Below are 17,712 nucleotides of genomic sequence, written 5' to 3' on the forward strand. Positions count from 1 at the left end.
GCGAGCTTAGAACAGCTCGAAGCAGATTTGCTGGTCACGTTCCATGGCTTCCAGCTTCAGGGTGATGTCTTCAGAAGACAGACCACGTTCCGCCAGTGCCTGACGTGCCTGTCCAAGAATGGCATCACGCAGATCCTTACGACCACAAACGTACAGCTTGGCATTTCTGTCCAGAAGCCATTCAGCCAGACGCTCACGCTGCTGACCGAGTACATCCTGTACATAGACCTTGGCTTCGCTGTCACGGGAGAAGGCTGTCTCAAGGTGAGTCAGCTGGCCCTGTTCCAGCATGGCTTCCAGTTCATCCTGGTAATAGAAGTCAGCGGATGACTTGCGGTTACCAAACAGCAGCCAGTTCTCACCGGTGTGCTTACGATGCAGACGCTCCTGCAGCAGACACATCATTGGTGCGATACCGGCACCGGTCGCTACCATGATCATTGGATCTTCGGTTGCTGGTAGAGTCAGACCGCCACCGGCTTTCCACTGTGCTTTCAGCTGTGTGCCTGGCTCCAGATCGGAAGTCAGATAACGGGAGCAGGCGCCGTAAACCGTTTGACCATCCTGTTGATAGGACAGCAGGCCAACACACAGTTCGACATGGTTCTCACGAACGGAAGGACCGGACGAAATAGAGTAGAGACGCTCACGGTTATCACCCGGCGGAATCAGACCTAGCAGGTCACCAGCCTGATACTGGAATGCTGTCTCTTCGTGAATCTTGAACAGCAGGCGGTAGGCAATGTTACCTTCGCCAGTTTCGCCACACTCTTTACCCAGCTGCTTACGCTCAACCAGTTCGAGAGTGAGCTCTTTGGAAGTCTCTTCAATAGTAGCTGCGGCGCTGTTGATAGACAGCTTATCCTGCAGCCAGACCTGCATAGGCTCTACCGGATTGCCATCCACCAGAACCAGATCTTCCTCAAAGGATGCGCCCTGGTTAATCAGCTCCTTGTGGAACAGATGGCCGGCTTCACAGAACTTGGCATAGGCTTTGTCGCCAAGGGCAAACAGAGCGACCCTGGCATTCAGGGTTGGCAGTTGTTGCAGCTGGTCGTAGAACGCTACACCGTTGTCGGGTATTTCACCTTCACCACAGGTGCTCACCAGCATCAGAACCTGTTTGAAACGCTCCAGATCGGTTGGTTTCAAGTCAGCCAGAGAGCTGACTGATGCAGTCATCCCCTGAGAACGGATAATATTACCGGCCTGTTCAGCCAGATTCTTCGCGGTTCCGGTCTGGCTGGCGTAGCAGACCAGGATATCCCCTTCCTCATAAACCGGCCGGAACAGCAGGTTCATCAGAAAAAATTTCAGACGATCCATGTTTTACAGCCATCCCGACAGAGAGTTGATAAGGAACAGAGCGATAAAGCCTGTGGCAATCAGCATCAACAGGGTGGAGAGTGTGGTTCCAACCTTGGTCAGCTTGTTGTTAGAGCTGGTATTAGCCATTACTTCTTCCCGCCCTTGCACTGATAAACGACGCTGTTACGGATAGCAACCAGACGGTTCAGAGCCTCACCGGCCGGACACAGGTAACGGCAGAACATATTGGCAATAAAGAATGAACCGATAACGGTGGCCGGCATGATGTACCACTGCAGGCCTTCACCCTGCAGGGAGAAGATCATACCGAAAGGTTCGTAGGCACCAGCGGTCGGGTTGGCAGTCAGCAGACCGATAAACAGACCGGCCCAGAGACCAACCTTGGCCAGGGTGCGACCATAACGACGTACCATCGGATGCATCGGCAGGTTGATGTTGCCGACTTTGTTCAGCAGGAACTGCACGGCATGGAACGGGCAAATGTTACCGCAGTAGATATTCCGACCCAGAACAATAATGCCGCCAAAGACAGCACCCAGCAGAAGCCATAGACCCGGGTTTTCAGCGAGGCTTGGGACAAAGCCCATGATCAAGGCAGAGAAATTGGCGACACTGATCATCTGGTTAGCCATAAAGCCCAGCACTACAAGGCTGGACAGGGTGATACCGGTTTTCAGCCACTTGTTGTTGAGCTTGATGTTGATCAGTACCAGAGCAATCAGCAGGGCGAGAAGGCCATGGTTGAGGTTCAGATCCATCTCTTCGGTCAGTTCAACAGGGTCTTTGCCAAACTGTTCCGCAGCCAGATAGTGAGAAGCCATGACGTTGGCTTTCATAATCGCGTTGGAGCTGAGGGTGGCGCCGCTGACAATGTCGTAGTCTTTGCCGGGAACCGGAGTGATGTCAGCAGGCTTGCTTTCAAACTGGCGGGAGAAGGCTGCGTTACGCAGTTTCTGAATATACGCAGGCGTATCTTTGTGGGCGAGGATATCCAGCTTCTTGATGGTGCCATCCTGGTCAACAGTTGTTGCCAGAGTCAGTGGGCCGCCATAGCTGTTCTGGGTAGAGAGTGTGACCCAGTAATTCTGTTCACCGTCCTTGACCGACCAGGTCTGATCGAACTGTTTGGACTTTTCGATCTGTGCTTTTGGATACAGCGCCTGTATATCCTGTTCCCAGCCTGGTTCGTTCAGAGCTTTGCCAACAAAATAAGCGCCAATAAGACTTAATATGGCCAGTAACCGAAACAGCTTGCCAAGGTCGAACTCCCACCGTATTGGCTGCTGAACCGTGTTTTTGGCGCAGGATGATGTACAACCCTGACAGCTCACACGTATAACCTTTTCAGAAATTTAAAATAATAAAAGCATTCCGCCATCAACTTGACGGAATGCCTATGTTCAATGATTAGGAGTCAGATAGGGAATGGAGGGGAATACGTACTGCTTTGCGAGCTAAACGTACCTCTTCGCTATAACGACTGCGAATGGCCGGGTCTTGTACGACCAGTGTCTCATAGAGTTCCATGGCTTCGGCAAATTGCTGGTTGCGGTGCAGAGCCAGGAACAGCATTTCCATGGTTTCCATACGGTTTGGTGACACCCGGTCGGACTGGTTGAAAGCCTCTACGGCTTCTGCCGGCTTTTCCAGTTCCAGATAGCAGACACCCAGATAGTGCTGAGCCATCCAGAAGCTGCTGTGATCCTGTGGGATCACAGCAAAGTCTTCGATGGCCTGTTGCAGATCGCCAGACTCGAAGCGGGCCAGTCCACGGCCAAGGTGCGCATTACCTTCAGCAGGAGCCAGCTCCAGCGCCTTGGAGAACCAGGCAATGGACTGTTCCATATTATTCAGGGCCAGCGCGCACTTGCCAGCATTGAGGTAACCGGCGGGAACCTCAGGAGCAAGGCTGATAACTTGCTCAAAAGCCTCCCGCGCCTGTTCCATGTCCCCTTTCTGGAACAGACAGATACCACGGTTATAGTGGGCACCCGGAAACTCGGGTTGCTGCTGACAAACCTGGTCAAACATCATCAATGCCTGAGCCTGGTCGCCTTCCGCCAGGAACTGTGTACCCTGATGAAACAGCTGTTCTGTCGTGTTCTGCTGAACCTGTGCATCCAGCGTGGCTGATCCGCTCACTGTTAAATCCTGTGTTACTTCATTTGCTGAAAGGCTAAACGACCGCCCAGCGTGGTAATGACCAGGCCTGGCAGGAAGATAACCATCAGCCCCATACTGCCTGCCTGTGGTTCGCCTTCCAATACAGAACTTACGCACCATGCGATGGCCGCAATGATGGTCACCAGACCGATACCCAGAACAGACAGGCTGTTCATGCGCACTGGGTGATTCATTTTCAGCCAGATCAGACCGCCAACAGAGAGTGTGGTCAGCACACCCAGCATGAAGAACAGGACTTCAATACCGGTAAAAATTCCCAGAAACATAATCTTCTCCTTATCAGGCCCGGCCGTCGTACATTCTGTTCTTAGGACTCCAGAACTTGTCTACGGCCTTCGTGTTGAAGGTGTCGCCGAAGCCAAACCAGATATCCATCTCACGCATAAAGGTGTGCAGAGGTCCCGGCATAATAGAGTTCATCTTCTCGATCATGCGGTGCTGCCAGAAGTCCGGCTTGTTGTAAGGACAGGAAGTAATACAGGTTGCACAGTCGGTGCCACTTTCATGCCAGTAGTCACGGCACTTGCGGGCATCGGCGTACCACTTTTCAATACCCGGGTTATGGAAGTGCTGGAAACCACCTTCCGGTGCATCGAAGGTTGGCTTTTCATCACGACTCAGAGCCTTGGACGGGCAGGCATCGGAGCAGCGCTGGCAGCGTTCACAGAAAGACTTCACACCAAAGGTTTTGGCTTTGTCGTATTCAAAGAAGTCGAGGTCGGTATAGACCTTGGCCAGACGAACACGAGGGCCGTACTTGTAAGTCACCAGCAGGCCCATGCGGGAAGATTCACCCAGACCGGCGGAGATAGCATAAGGAACGCTCAGACCGAGGTCGTTACCACAGGCAACAGCGTTGTGTCCCATACCACGGATAAACTCGGCCAGCATACCGGCCGTGTGTTGCATACGGGCATAGCCGACAGCTGTCGCTGCACTGGAGACCTGAGTAGGGCCGGCTGACAGACTCTCGTAGTCCATCTCAAAGGCCATCACGATCACGCTCTTGGGCTTGAACGGAAAGTCATCCCAGGTCAGGTTCTCACCAGTGATGAAGTCATGGTGAGCGGAGTAGTCCCAGCGCCAGTCCTGACGGGTTATACCCACAAGGTCAGCACCGTACAGACGGGCGGCACGCTTCACGACATCAGAAGCCAGCTGACGGGACTCAAACTGATAAGGTTCACCTTGTGGTTTGAAGTGCCAGCCGTACTCACCCTGGTTCGGCTGACAGTACATGGAGAAGCCGGTGTTGCGGCGCTTAACACTCCATGGTGCAGCATTCATGGCGCTTTCAAAGCGGCGGAAGCCAGGCTGGGTGGTATCAATTTCAATACCGGTTGGCTTGGATTGGCCGTACTTGGCCATGTTCCGGCGATGGTTCTGAACAAACTCGTTGTTTTCAGAGTGGAACTGCTTGTAGTCAGGCTTAACCGGGTATGGAAAATCATCATGCTCAATAACCGGGAAGCTGGCAGACTCTGTGCCGGTCTCAGCGGCAGCAACGTTTGCGCTTAATGCTTGCCCTGCCAGCAGCATGGAACCACTGGCTACCCCGAACTTCAACAGACCACGACGGCTGAGGCCGACAGGTGCCTGATCGGTATTCTCCGCAGACATACTCATCACCCAATATGCGTATAAATTAACCTGGGTGTGGATTTTCAGGGAATGAGGGGTAAATAGAGACTAGGAATTTTTATAGTTTACCGAACCTTCACAAAACCTTGAGGGATGTAGGGTTTTTAGGACGGAATCACTCCCAGTCTATATGCCTGACTGACCAGATGGGTGCGGTTTTTGGCTTCCAGTTTGATCCGCAAATTATTAAGGTGATAGTCAACGCCCTTTTCCGTCAGGTTAATTTTATTGGCAATCGCTTTGGTCGAGTATCCTTCAGCCAACAGTTCAATAATCCGGCGTGCCTGAGGATGCATGTGCAGTTCCTGACTGTTCAGCGGTTTGAGCTGCTCGGCATATTGATCCATCAATTCAAGATACAAATGTCGTATCTCTTTGCTGAAAAAATACTTCTCTTTGCGCAGCCAGGGTTCCAGCTCACTGTTGTGCATGACACTGTGGAGCACGATACGCAGTTTCCAATCGTGCAGGGATTCGTTGGCGTCGCTGTGGCAGACCGGAACGATGAGTGTCGTTTTTAGGCCACGGCCAAAATAAAAATCCTGGCAGCCAGAAGGTGCGGTATCAAAGTCATACAAAAAGCTTTGTTGGGTTTGAAATGACCGATGATAATTCGCATCGGAGGATGCAAAGGTCTGCAGGTATTCCGCCCCAAAGGAACCAATGCTGTTTTGGTAGTTCTTATCAATAAACTTTAAACGCAACTTGTTGCCGAGAGTGTTCTCGAGTTCATTTGGCAACAAAGAGCCGGTATTTAGCTGCTCCGGGATACCCATGATCTTCACGGCTACCAGACCGGCCTGCTCCATTCGGGACAGGAAGTAATCAAGGAGTGATTCCGGGGATTCAGGCCGCAGGCCTGGCTCAATAAACGCCAGTTCATTACATGAGGATGATGTCACGCGTTAAACCTGATGGAGGTGGCCTTATAGGATTAGGTGCTGCTGTTGAATCATTTCCAGGCGGTTAGATGCAGCAATACCCCTATGTTAAACAGAGTTGATTGCTGCGATTTTGATGCAGGTCAGAAACGTGTCCTCCTCGCTGGTGCTGGGTCAAGGACTCTTAAACTGTTCTTTTTCCAAACCGTACTTTTTCATTTTTTCATACAGGGTTTTGCGGGCCACACCGAGATCGACCAGCGAGTCTTTGATCTTACCATGGCGCTCTTTCAGTGTTTGCTCAATTACCATGCGCTCAAACTGCTCTACCCGTTCCTGCAATGAGTTGCGGGATTGAATTTCCCTCTCAGTATCATCCGGCCGAAACTCGAAGTTCTGCATACATCCGGTAATAACGTGCCTTTCTGCCGTATTGCGCAGTTCCCGAACGTTACCCGGCCAGTGATGTTGCAGCAGGGAATCAACAAAATGAGGTTCCGGCGGTTGGTAGGTGCGTTGATAGCGCGCAGCCGCAATTAAGGCGAAGTGTTCAAACAGCAGTGGTACATCGCTGATACGTTCCCGTAGTGGTGGAATAGGCAGAGTCACCAGGTTCAAACGGTAATAGAGATCCTGGCGGAACTCGCCCTTGTCGGCCAGGGCCAGAAGGTCGGTTTTGGTGGCGGCAACAATGCGGATATCCAGAGGAACCAGACTGTTAGTTCCCAAAGGTTCAACAGCTCGCTCTTCCAGCACCCGCAGAATTTTAACCTGCAGGGATAAAGGCATGCTCTCGATCTCATCGAGGAACAGCGTACCTTTATTGGCATGTTCAAACTTTCCGACCCGTTTCTTCTCCGCGCCGGTAAAGGCGCCGGCCGCATGACCAAACAGTTCGGATTCAATCAGGTTCTCGGGTACAGCACCGCAGTTAATCGCCACAAACGGATGGTTGCGGCGTGTGCTTTGCTCATGCAGATAGCGGGCAACCAGTTCCTTACCGGTTCCGGTTTCACCATGAATCAGAATATCTGCCGGTGTATCAATCACCTGATGAATCTGGTTACGCAGACGACGAATGCCAGGCGTATTGCCAAGAATGCGGGGGCCGGGAGCGGATTGGGCTTCCAGCTCCAGACGCAGCTCACGATTCTCCTGTATCAGACGTCGCCGTTCCAAAGCCCTCTGCACGACGGAGATCAGATGCTTATTGGTGAAAGGCTTCTCAATAAAATCATGGGCACCTTCCCGCATAGCATTTACGGCGGTGGAAATATCCCCGTGGCCGGTTATCAGAATGACTGGAATATCCGGATCTATCTGGTGGGCCTGTTCCATCAACTCCAGACCATCCATGGGCGACATATTGATATCGGTGACAATCACCCCGGGGAAGTCCCGCTCCACATGTTCAAGAGCTAACGTGGCACCGGAAAAACACTGGCTGTGAATATCCGCCAGTTCAAAGGTCTGGGACAGACTGTTAAGAATGGCTTTGTCATCATCCACGACGATGACATGCTGGCCGAATCCCGAGTCAGTGCGTGAAGTGTTGGCATTATTCGGCATAGCACGGCTGCTCTGTTATTTGTTTCTGATGCCCAGTGTTGGTGTTGTTAGTCAGGGGCAGATGTACGGTAAAGCATGTACCGCTGTTATTTGTTTCACCGGTTGGACGGGCGGTAATAGTGCCATCCAGAGACTGAATAATATGGCGGGTAATGGATAACCCCAACCCTAAACCCTGATCAACAGTTCGTGTGGTGTAGAAGGGTTCAAAGATATTCTCAGGATCGTCATCTGGCAGGCCATGACCATTATCAATCACCCTTAATTCGAGATGTTGGTCGGAGCCGGTAAGCTGGATCAGGATTTCCGGTGACGGTTCTTCCCGAACAGCCTGAATCGCATTGGTGATCAGGTTCACGATTACCTGCTCCAGCCGAACCATATCACCCCGTACAAACAGGTTCGGGGTGTCAGAAATCTCCTGTACAAGAGCAACACCACTGCTTTTGAGGGAAGGCGCAAGGATTTTCAGGGAAGCTTGAATGGCTTCCGGCAGGCTGGTGATCTGATGGGTGTCATCGCTCTTTCTGGCAAAGGCCTTCAGCTGATGCACGATACTGCTCATGTGATCGGTCAGGTGTAGTATTTCATGCAGATTACTCTGAGCTGTTTCCTGCTTTCCTCTTTCAAGGAAGGCAATGGCATTTTCGGTATAGCTGCGAATCGCCGTAAGAGGCTGGTTCAGCTCATGGTTGATACCTGCTGACATCTGCCCCAGCACAGCCAGCTTGGCTGTCTGCACCAGTTGATGATTGGCGGCGCTGAGTTCTCGGGTGCGTTGCTGAACCTTGGTATTCAAAGTGTCACGGGCTTTTTGCAACGCCTTGAAACGGCGCCTGCGTTCACGCCAGTACAGCCAGCCGAACAGGGCCAGAATCAGAAAGCCTGCAGTAATCAGGATACTGACCAGCATGGTGGAATAGACAGAAGTCGTGCGGATAAACAGATACAGTTTCCAGTCGGCATCAGCCATGGACACCCGCTGCACCAGGAACTGCTCCGGAATCTGGCCGGGGATGCCGACCCTGCGAATCTCACTGTTGGTGCCTCCAAGGCTGTAAGGCTGAGATTGTTCCAGAAAATTCAGCAGCGGCAGGGTTCTATTGTCGTAGCGTCGTTCATTTTCCAGCTGCTTCTGCTGCTGTAGGCTAAGAGGTTGTAAGGTATGAAAGCGCCACTGCGCACGGGTACTTATAAACACGACACCATTGCTGTCGGTCACCACAAAGGCCGCTTCGTGTTGATCCCACGGGCTTTCCCAGGCGACTTCAATACCATCAAGATCCAGTTTAACCACCAGAACCCCGGCGGCTTTACCATTAATATCAATACGACGGGCAAAGTAATAACCACGGGTTTTGGAGGTCGTGCCCAAAGCTGAGTAATAACCTTCACCCTCAGCCATTGCCTGTTGGAAGTAGGGGCGGAAGCTGAAGTTCTTACCGAGAAAGTTAACCGGGGATTTCCAGTTGCTGGCGGCAATGGTATTGCCTTCGGCATCCATCAGATAGATCACCGAGGCATCAGAAGCTCTGGCCATCTGCTCTAAATACAGATCAATGTCGTGTTGATTACTCGGGTTCTGTAAACCATCAACCAGACGGGGGTTGCCGGCAATAATTTCCGGTAGTGGTTGATAACGTTCGAGCAGATATTGAATGGAATTACGGTAACGGAACAGTTCGTTCAGCGCGCTTTGCCGTAACTCCTGATAGCTGATCTGTCGGCCACCCCAGCCTGCCAGCACAATGGTAATAATGGCCAATGCACAGAAGACGATGGGCAGTTTTGTTTTATTTATCATGGCTCCCCCTGCGGCGCATTTTATCAGCGCAGGGAGAACCAGTCACAGGGCAGAGCTATACAAGAAAGCCTTAAAGCGTTTGTTTTGGCACCATGATAAACAGCTGTCCGCCGGCATTCTGATAACCGGCTTTCTCTGCTGCAGCATCACCAGCACCAAAGAAAATATCCGCCCGGACATTGCCACGGATCGCAGAACCGACATCTTGTGCCACCATCGCGCGGGCAAAGGTGGAGTTATCGGCTGTCAGAGTAGTGCTCAGCCAGAGTGGCGTTCCCAAAGGGATAACGCTGTCATCAACAGCTGCACTGTGCTCTGGAATCAGACGAGTACCCTGAGCGCCAATAGGGCCTGGCTTGCCCAGTTCCGAAAAGAAAATAAAGTCCCGGTTGGTGTGCAGCACTTCATCAAGACGATCAGGGTTGTCGTCCAGCCACTGGCGAATGCTCTGCATGGAAACTTTCTCCAGCAGACCGTTGCGCTTGAGATAGCGACCAATGGCAAAGTATTCGTAGCCATTACGGCCGGAGATACGAACCTGAACATCTTCGCCGGTATCCAGCTGAACTGTGCCGGAACCCTGAATTTGCAGGAAGAAACGATCTACCCGATCATCGACCCAGTACAGAACATCATTGTCGTAATCCCCTTTAGCTGCCCGATCGTTGATACCTTCACGATCATCGTAGGGAACCATCCAGCCATTACGCACTTTGGCGGCCAGCATGCGGTTCGGGCGATCTTCATCAATACGCTCAAGCTCGAAGTCCTTGGGATTAAACCGGATAAGGTCGGAAGGCACTTTCAGCAAAGGTGTTGAATAACGCTCAGACTTCTCGCGGCTGCCGTGGAGTAGCGGCGTAAAGTATCCGGTGAACAGGCCTTCATCTGTTGGATTGATCTGGTACACAACGAAGTTGTTCTCGAAGAATGCGGGTAGGGCTGTTGCCTCGATCTGCGGCAGAGCTTTGCAGAGTGGATGCCACTGCTCATAGGTGCCAAACAGCGTATTGTCGTTCACTTCACCACTGCGCTTTGTATAAACCTTGCAGCTTTCCTGAAGTGCTGTACTTAGCCCGGCAGCCTGCTGTTCATTCCAGCCGTTAAAATTCTGGAAACTGGCCGGTACATACAGATCCTGCGGTTTGTCTTTTGTCTGGAACAGGCTGCAGCCGGAGAGTAGCACTGAAAATAAAACAAGCGGTGTGAAAGCTTTCATGCCCAAGTAACCCAAAGTCCGTTTAGACCTAGTGTAAACATCTTGTAGTTTGTTTTATATCGAAAGCGTTTTCGCTGTAAGGTAGATCCAATTGCAGAGCTGTGCCGTATTGGTCAAACAAATCCATTAATAAATAGAGTGTGGGGGAAGAGTGGATGAGCGTATTTGATTTTGATGCTGTCACGATTAAGGGCAAGCCGGTGTCACTGGAGCAGTACCGAGGCAAGGCCCTGCTGATTGTGAATACCGCCAGCAAGTGTGGTTTTACTCCGCAGTACAAAGGTCTAGAGTCCCTCTATCAACAATATAAAGATCAGGGGCTGGAGATTCTGGGCTTTCCCTGTGACCAGTTTGGCCATCAGGAGCCGGGCAGTGACAGTGAGATCACCGAATTCTGTGAGTTGAACTTTGGGGTAACATTTCCACTGTTCAGCAAAATAGACGTTAACGGGAAGAATGCACATCCGCTGTTTACGTTCCTGAAAGAGCAGGCTCCTGGCGTAATGGGTACGACTGGTATCAAATGGAACTTCACAAAGTTCCTGGTTGATCCTGAGGGTAATGTCGTACAACGTTTTGCACCTAAAGATGCACCGGAAAAACTGGCTCAACCTGTAGCTGAGCTTTTGAAATAACGACTGCGCGCGTATAAAAAGAGAGCTGCTCTGTCAGCTCTCATCCCTTCCTTTATTCTTCCTGTTTGTCACTTTCGTACAGAATTTTTGTGAAACCCTTTCTGTGTTTTGGCGAATTCGGGAAGCTGTGCCTAGACTGCTGTCAGTAGTTGAATGCAGGCATGCCATGTTTGTTGATGCGTTCCACCGGAAGTGGGGGCAGTACGCGTGTCTGGATGTTGTGTGAACTCAAGCCAAGAGCCAATGGAACCGGCATTGCTTTTGTCAGATTGAGGTACAACGACGATGTTACGCAGTGCAAAAACAATACTGGCCTCTGTTATCGCAGCAGGTGCGACTATAGGAGGGATGCAGTCTGCATCGGCAGCCTTGCAGGAAGGTGATGCTGCGGTGATGGTGGGTGGCTCGTATATTTACATGAATGAGACGTCATACAAGTTCCGGCCTGATGGTCAGGCAGAATACAACACCAAGGTGAAGCTCAAAAAAGATAAAGATCCATTCACCGCCAGCCTCGATTTTTTGATTATGGCTACTGATGATATTGCGGTGAATGTAGGTACCAGCTGGCCTGCTACAGTAAAGCGTAAGTTAAAGGATCCGGTTGATGGCAATGCAGGGAAATCTCAATATAAGATAATGCCTTTTCATGTTCTTGGTCAGTATTACTTCCTTCCCCCTCAAGAAGAACTGCGGCCTTATGTCGGTTTTGGTCTGCACTATACTCACTTTAGTGACTTCAAATCTGGTAGTGAAAAATGGGATAAAGTCGAGTTCGACAAATCTTATGGGGTTGTCGGTAAGTTGGGGCTTGTATTCAATATTGATGAAGAAAGCTTTATTGATGCCTCTGCCAGTTGGTATTACCTGGAGCCAGACGGCAAGGTTAAGCTGAAGGATCCTGGTGGTAGTGCTACAGGGGACATAAAAGGTAAGTTAAAAGATGCCAAGATGAACCCTTGGATCTTTAACGTAAGCTTTGGTTTCAAGATCTGATATCGATGAGTCGTGAGTGTTTATAAAGAGCCCATTTTCAAGGGCTCTTTCTCTTTGTACAAAACACCCTACGACAACTCCTGTTCAATCAGTCCAATAAGGTGAGTAATGCGTGCGGGTTGGTTGTCCCATTGTCGTTTAGCCAGATAGATTACCTCTTCCACAGGAGTAATCAGGTTGTGGCTGGTAATCAGATGCTGATCTGGAAAAGCCGCCACAGCATGAGCGGGTAAAACGGTAAAACCCAGATTGCGAGCAACGGGCTGCAGGATCATGGCGATCTGATTCGAGAATCCTTTCTGTTCAAACTGTCCGGTTTCATGGAATTCTGGATAGTTGGCTCCCAGCAACAGGCTGGCATGATGCGCTCCATCGGGATGGTCGATATAACCAAGCTTCAGAAGAGACTCCCAACTGATATCGGTAACCTGTGAGCTGGTCACCAGACAGAGTTGCTCGCGAGCAATAGGCACGCAGGTAATACTGGAATGGCTGGACGGACGGGTGATCAGGCCAATATCCAGCTTGCGCTCTTCCAGTGCCTGTTCAATACCCAGGTTGGAAGCAAAGGTGTAATTGATATTCAGTTTTGGATGGCTTTGCTGCCAATCCAGAATTTTGGGGTAGAGCTTCAGGCCAACACTGCCAGGGCTGGCTATACGACAGCGCCCACTAAATGGATCATCCACTTTCAGGGTTGTTTCCAATTCATTCAACTGCAGCAGAGTTTGTCTTCCCTGCTTGTAAACAGACTCACCCGTCTCTGTGAGGTGAAAGCGTTTCCCTTCCCGTTGTATCAGGTGGTGCCCAAGGTAACTTTCCAGCTTCTGAATGTGTTGGCTGACTCCGGGCTGAGTCATGGCCAGCTTTTCTGCCGTTCGGGTGAAGTGGCCTGTTTCAATCAGGGTGCAGAAGGTGTTGAGCCAGACAAGGTTAATCATTAGCAGGCGTTATCAATAAAATCACTAATGATAATTTCAGGCCGGCATTTTTGCCCGCTATTCTTCCGGCATCACTTCTTCCCCTGAGAGAACGTTATGTCTGAGCAACGCTATCCACGCAGCCTGTCTCATATCGGTATTTCTGTGCCTGACCTGGAAGCGGCCGTAAAGTTTTATACGAAAGTTATGGGCTGGTATTTGATTATGAAGCCTACTGAAATTATTGAAGACGACAGTGCAATCGGTGAAATGTGTACCGATGTATTCGGTGCAGGCTGGAAACGCTTCAAAATCGCACATCTATCCACAGGCGATCGCATCGGTGTAGAGATATTTCAGTTTGATGGCGCTGAGAACCCGGAGAACAATTTTGAGTATTGGAAGACCGGTGTATTCCATTACTGCGTGCAGGATCCTGATCTGGAAGGTCTGGCTGCAAAAATTGTCGAGCATGGTGGCAAGGCCAGAATGAAGGCGCCTCGTTTTTATTATCCGGGCGAAAAGCCTTACCGCATGATTTATATGGAAGATCCGTTCGGCAATATTGTTGAAATCTACAGCCACAGTTATGAACTGACCTACTCAGCAGGTGCTTACTGAGCAGGTCATACCGGGAGTTAGCGTCCTCGCAGGAACAGCTTATCCAGCTCCGACATGGTCAGTTGTGTCCATGTCGGACGACCATGGTTACATTGTCCGCTTCTTTCCGTCTGCTCCATATCCCGGAGCAGACCGTTCATTTCAGGAATCGTCAGCTTCCGGTTGGCTCGCACTGAGCCATGGCAGGCCATTGTCGCCAGCATTTCATCAATATGCGCTTTCACCTGATCGCTGGAACCATGTTTGGCAAAGTCTTCCAGCAGTTTTCTCACCATATCGGCGACATTGGCTCCCCGCAGAAGAGCCGGAATCTGACGAACGACAATGGTTTCCGGCCCCATACGCTCCAGGGTAAAGCCCAGCTTGGTAATGTCATCAGCGAATTCATCCACAGCATCGGCCTGTTCCAGACTGACTGCGACAGATTCCGGCACCAGCATTGGCTGGGCGGTAATACCCGCTCCATGCCATGCGGTTTTCATACGCTCATAGGTAATACGTTCGTGGGCGGCATGCATATCCACCAGAACCATACCGTTGCTGTTTTCGGAAAGGATATAAATACCTTTCAACTGGGCAACGGCAAAACCCAGTGGTGGGACGTCCTCATCCTTCGTTTCCGGTAAGGCCTGCGGCGTTGCAGATGCTGCTGGCTCGTGCAGCTGCTTATAAACATCAATCTGATCCCGAACCGCCATTGGGGACGGTTGTTGCTGCGGAGTAAAAGCCGCTGCGGCCTGTTGGCTGTATCCGGAACCGGAGGCTGAAGTTGCCACAGGTGCTGTTGATGGCGTGAACGATGTCGAAGCTTGTGAAGAAAAGTCCACCTGTGCCTGAGGATTCAGGTTGATACGTTCCTGTGCCGCAAACTCGCCACCCTGAATGCCTGTGGCTGATGGTGAGGCTGGAGCATCAAGTGTTGCGGGGGAGAGTTGATCTTCCGGGCGCACGGAAGCCAGTGCCTTGTTCAAGGTGCTGAACAGGAAGTTGTGGACAGAACGGCCATCCCGGAAGCGAATCTCATGTTTGGTCGGGTGTACGTTTACATCCACCTGCGCCGGGTCCAGCTCAAGATAGAGAACGAAAACAGGATGACGGCCACCGTAAAGAACATCACGGTAAGCCTGACGAATCGCATGGGCAATCAGGCGATCTTTTACAGCCCGGCCATTGACATAGAAATACTGCAGATCAGCCTGAGCGCGAGAGAAGGTTGGCAAACCGACCCAACCCCACAGGCGTAGATCAGGAGATTCCATATCAATCACCACGGCGTTATCCATCAGCTGTGGTGACAGCAGGGTGGCAATACGACGCTCCATCTCAACGCGGGTTTTGGCCGGGCGTAGCTGGTGGATGGTCCGCTGGTTATGGCGCAGAGTGAAGCCCACATCGTAATGGCTGAGTGCCAGACGTTTTACCACTTCTTCCAGATGACCAAACTCGGTCTTTTCCGTGCGCAGAAATTTGCGGCGAGCCGGCGTGTTGAAGAACAGGTCACGCATTTCTACGGTTGTGCCGATCGGATGGGGTGCCGGAGATGAAATGGTTTCCATATCCCGGCCTTCGGCGAAAACCTTCCAGCCGGTGTCTTGCCCTTCAGAGTTGGCCGTTAGTGTTAAGCGGGAAACAGAGCTGATCGATGCCAGTGCTTCACCCCGGAAACCCAGGCTGCCTACGGCTTCCAGATCTTCAAGTGCACTGATTTTGCTGGTGGCGTGGCGAGAGAGTGCCAGTGCCAGATCATCTTTCGGTATGCCGGAACCATTATCTCGAATACGAATCAGGCGAACTCCGCCATTTTCGACTTCAATATCAATCCGGTTGGCACCAGCGTCTATAGAGTTTTCCAGCAGCTCCTTGACCACCGAAGCCGGACGTTCGACAACCTCACCGGCCGCGATCTGGTTGGCAAGGCGAGGACTGAGCTGCTGAATTCTGCGCATGAGTTATTTTACGTGTGCTGAAAAGAAAAGAGTGTACCGCGAAACCGTCGGCTTTTTATATGCCGGCTTCTCGACTCAAACGTGTGCGTTATTTACCTGAACAGGTGATGGCATGATCAGCTTGATAAAGAAAGGGTATGCAACGGCGTTATCGGTACTGGTTTGCACGCTGGTTTATGGTGTTGTGTCCTGCTATCCGCTGGTGGTGATGGCAGGAGGAACACCAGAGTTGAAGAGGGCTACCCAACGGGGCTCCTCTTCAGCACCACCGGCTCAGGGCATTCAGCAGGGTGGCAGCAGCAGACGTGTCAGTCTGGACGCAAGGGTGCAGGCGGGAGGGCTCAACAGGCTGGAGCAAAAAATTGATGAGGATCTGGCCTCATTTATCGATGGCATGCCCTATGACCGGCAGCAGGTGTTTATCGATATGCTGCAGTCTCCGAAGAATGCTCTCTTATTGATGATGGCCGCCAAGAACCCAGTTTTTGCAGAAACTCTTCAGGCTTATATGGAGATTCCGGATGAGCTGCAGGAGTCTTATCAAAAATTCCGGAATGAAACTTCGGCAGCTTTTCAGCAGATTCCCAAGGCTTATAAGTCTTCATTTAACAGTCATGATGTCAGCGATCTGCCGCTGAGTGCCGGGCTGGTGGAGTCGGTGCAGAAGGGGATCTCGCAAAATAATATTTACTGGGTCTACTTCTTTCTCAGTCTGCTGGGCTGGGGAGGCGCTGGTCTTGCGGCAGCGTTTCAGCCGGCGTTGCTTCCGGCCATTGGTGGATCAGACGCGATAGCGACAGTTTATGAAACGAATATGCGGCCGGTTTGTCGGCTGGTTGGTGAATCTTTTCAGATTGAAGGGCCGCTGCGCTCGCTGCGTTTGTCCTCCAACCGGCTTCTGCAGTCAACCTGCGTAAGTGGGGCAATCGCAGCCATACCCGGTGTGACAGAAAATATTTTTATGCCATTGGTCATGACAGGCGTACTCACGGGTTTGAAAGCTTACCTGGCTTATCAGGAACATCATGGACGACGCCAGCTGGAAGATTCTTCCCTTGAGAACCTGGGGGATCTTGTTGAGCGGGTTGAGGCACAGTTACAGGGGGATCTTGAAACCACTAAAACACTGATTAAATCGCAGGAAACTGCTCACCTGCTGGATACCATCGCCCAAAGACCTTCTCTATTACTGCCAGTGGGCGCCGCATTCAGCCGTATGAAGCCGGATGAGTTTAATAAGGTCAGCCAGGCTGTCATGGCTGTCTCTGCCAGTGTGGGGGACCCGGATCTGCCGGATAGCGCCTGGGGCAATTATGTGGAACGGGTTCTGGATATTAAACCGCATATCAAAGGTGTAAATCCGCGCACATCCGGGATTTTAAATGCCCTATATAACGTCTTTAAAGATCGGAAAACAGCGTCCATTTATGGCCCTTTGATTACCGGGTTCGCGCTTGTCTTTATGCTGCATACCGGTATTCCTCTGGCATTTGGAGTTGTTGCTCCCTATATGCAGGTGATTGGTAACTCGACCGCCACCATTATTCCGACTTCCAACCTGACGCAAGTCTGTGCAGGGCTGAACTTTACTGTTCCCGGTCCTGTTGGTGCAGAAATTGTTGGCGAGGTTGTGGATGTTGCTGGCTCTACGCTAGGTGGTGTTTTAACAGCACTGACAGCGAATACTGTAACCCTGTTTATCCGGGCGATGTATTCTCCTTGCCAGTGGATCTTATCCAGTCCGTCACTGAAACGAGCGGCCAGCGGCTGCTTTGGCTGGTTACGCTATCTGTGCTGCCGGGGAAAACGTCCGAATCGGGAGCAAGATGATAGTGATGAGCTGACTGATATCCTGATTCAGGAGAAGGCAACTCTGCTAAACCCTCAGCAACAGGGAACACCTCCGGGTACGCCAGCACCTGCTTCATTCGGTTCGTCATCGGATGATGAGAGTGCGGTATAAATAA

At 51.3% G+C, this 17,712-nt stretch carries 16 protein-coding genes; 4 read left to right on the forward strand and 12 right to left on the reverse strand.

Annotated features, from left to right (window positions below):
* Positions 1-6: 6 nt before the first annotated feature.
* The 10 genes from EHSB41UT_RS13765 to mltA form a co-directional block, all read right to left on the reverse strand.
* Positions 7-1,326: a flavodoxin domain-containing protein gene (locus tag EHSB41UT_RS13765; protein ID WP_087110802.1), complete on the reverse strand. Its 1,320-nt coding sequence runs from the start codon at positions 1,324-1,326 to the stop codon at positions 7-9.
* Positions 1,327-1,329: 3 nt separating this feature from the next.
* Positions 1,330-1,455, reverse strand: a complete 126-nt coding sequence (locus tag EHSB41UT_RS24955; protein ID WP_278248153.1) for a hypothetical protein — start codon at positions 1,453-1,455, stop codon at positions 1,330-1,332.
* On the reverse strand, positions 1,455-2,660 hold the full coding sequence (locus EHSB41UT_RS13770; protein ID WP_087110804.1) for an FMN-binding protein: 1,206 nt from the start codon (positions 2,658-2,660) through the stop codon (positions 1,455-1,457). Before EHSB41UT_RS13770 ends, EHSB41UT_RS24955 begins: the two co-directional genes overlap by 1 nt.
* A 76-nt stretch (positions 2,661-2,736) precedes the next feature.
* Positions 2,737-3,471, reverse strand: a complete 735-nt coding sequence (locus tag EHSB41UT_RS13775; RefSeq protein ID WP_165767262.1) for a tetratricopeptide repeat protein — start codon at positions 3,469-3,471, stop codon at positions 2,737-2,739.
* 14 nt (positions 3,472-3,485) lie between these two features.
* Positions 3,486-3,779 (reverse strand): hypothetical protein, encoded by a 294-nt coding sequence (locus tag EHSB41UT_RS24635; RefSeq protein ID WP_165767263.1) that lies wholly within the window; start codon positions 3,777-3,779, stop codon positions 3,486-3,488.
* A 13-nt stretch (positions 3,780-3,792) separates the two neighbouring features.
* A complete protein-coding gene (locus EHSB41UT_RS13780) occupies positions 3,793-5,133 on the reverse strand; it encodes a reductive dehalogenase (protein ID WP_165767264.1) in 1,341 nt (446 codons plus the stop codon).
* A gap of 125 nt (positions 5,134-5,258) precedes the next feature.
* A complete protein-coding gene (locus EHSB41UT_RS13785) occupies positions 5,259-6,056 on the reverse strand; it encodes a response regulator transcription factor (RefSeq protein ID WP_087110809.1) in 798 nt (265 codons plus the stop codon).
* Positions 6,057-6,209: 153 nt separating this feature from the next.
* A complete protein-coding gene (locus EHSB41UT_RS13790) occupies positions 6,210-7,604 on the reverse strand; it encodes a sigma-54-dependent transcriptional regulator (RefSeq protein WP_087110811.1) in 1,395 nt (464 codons plus the stop codon).
* Positions 7,594-9,408 carry an ATP-binding protein gene (locus EHSB41UT_RS13795; protein WP_087110813.1) on the reverse strand — a complete coding sequence of 605 codons (1,815 nt, stop codon included), beginning with the start codon at positions 9,406-9,408 and terminating at the stop codon, positions 7,594-7,596. Before EHSB41UT_RS13795 ends, EHSB41UT_RS13790 begins: the two co-directional genes overlap by 11 nt.
* 70 nt (positions 9,409-9,478) lie before the next feature.
* The gene (gene mltA, locus EHSB41UT_RS13800) at positions 9,479-10,627 is read right to left on the reverse strand and encodes a murein transglycosylase A (RefSeq protein ID WP_087110815.1); all 1,149 of its coding nucleotides are present in this window, start codon (positions 10,625-10,627) and stop codon (positions 9,479-9,481) included.
* Between the two features lie 155 nt (positions 10,628-10,782).
* Between mltA and EHSB41UT_RS13805 the strand changes: the two genes are divergently transcribed.
* Positions 10,783-11,262 (forward strand): glutathione peroxidase, encoded by a 480-nt coding sequence (locus tag EHSB41UT_RS13805; protein ID WP_087110817.1) that lies wholly within the window; start codon positions 10,783-10,785, stop codon positions 11,260-11,262.
* A 285-nt stretch (positions 11,263-11,547) separates the two neighbouring features.
* Positions 11,548-12,258: an OmpW/AlkL family protein gene (locus EHSB41UT_RS13810; RefSeq protein ID WP_087110819.1), complete on the forward strand. Its 711-nt coding sequence runs from the start codon at positions 11,548-11,550 to the stop codon at positions 12,256-12,258.
* Between the two features lie 68 nt (positions 12,259-12,326).
* Here the strand turns inward: EHSB41UT_RS13810 and EHSB41UT_RS13815 are convergent, their stop codons facing one another.
* Positions 12,327-13,199: a LysR family transcriptional regulator gene (locus EHSB41UT_RS13815; protein WP_087110821.1), complete on the reverse strand. Its 873-nt coding sequence runs from the start codon at positions 13,197-13,199 to the stop codon at positions 12,327-12,329.
* A 96-nt stretch (positions 13,200-13,295) separates the two neighbouring features.
* Between EHSB41UT_RS13815 and EHSB41UT_RS13820 the strand changes: the two genes are divergently transcribed.
* Positions 13,296-13,799 (forward strand): lactoylglutathione lyase family protein, encoded by a 504-nt coding sequence (locus EHSB41UT_RS13820; protein ID WP_087110823.1) that lies wholly within the window; start codon positions 13,296-13,298, stop codon positions 13,797-13,799.
* A 17-nt stretch (positions 13,800-13,816) separates the two neighbouring features.
* On the opposite strand, the gene mutL is transcribed toward EHSB41UT_RS13820, so the two are convergent.
* Positions 13,817-15,745, reverse strand: a complete 1,929-nt coding sequence (gene mutL / locus EHSB41UT_RS13825) for a DNA mismatch repair endonuclease MutL (RefSeq protein WP_087110825.1) — start codon at positions 15,743-15,745, stop codon at positions 13,817-13,819.
* A gap of 112 nt (positions 15,746-15,857) precedes the next feature.
* Between mutL and EHSB41UT_RS13830 the strand changes: the two genes are divergently transcribed.
* The gene (locus EHSB41UT_RS13830) at positions 15,858-17,708 is read left to right on the forward strand and encodes a hypothetical protein (RefSeq protein WP_087110827.1); all 1,851 of its coding nucleotides are present in this window, start codon (positions 15,858-15,860) and stop codon (positions 17,706-17,708) included.
* The last annotated feature ends 4 nt before the right edge of the window (positions 17,709-17,712 follow it).

Origin of the sequence: Parendozoicomonas haliclonae, assembly GCF_900174585.1 — a bacterium.
Taxonomy (GTDB): domain Bacteria; phylum Pseudomonadota; class Gammaproteobacteria; order Pseudomonadales; family Endozoicomonadaceae; genus Sansalvadorimonas; species Sansalvadorimonas haliclonae.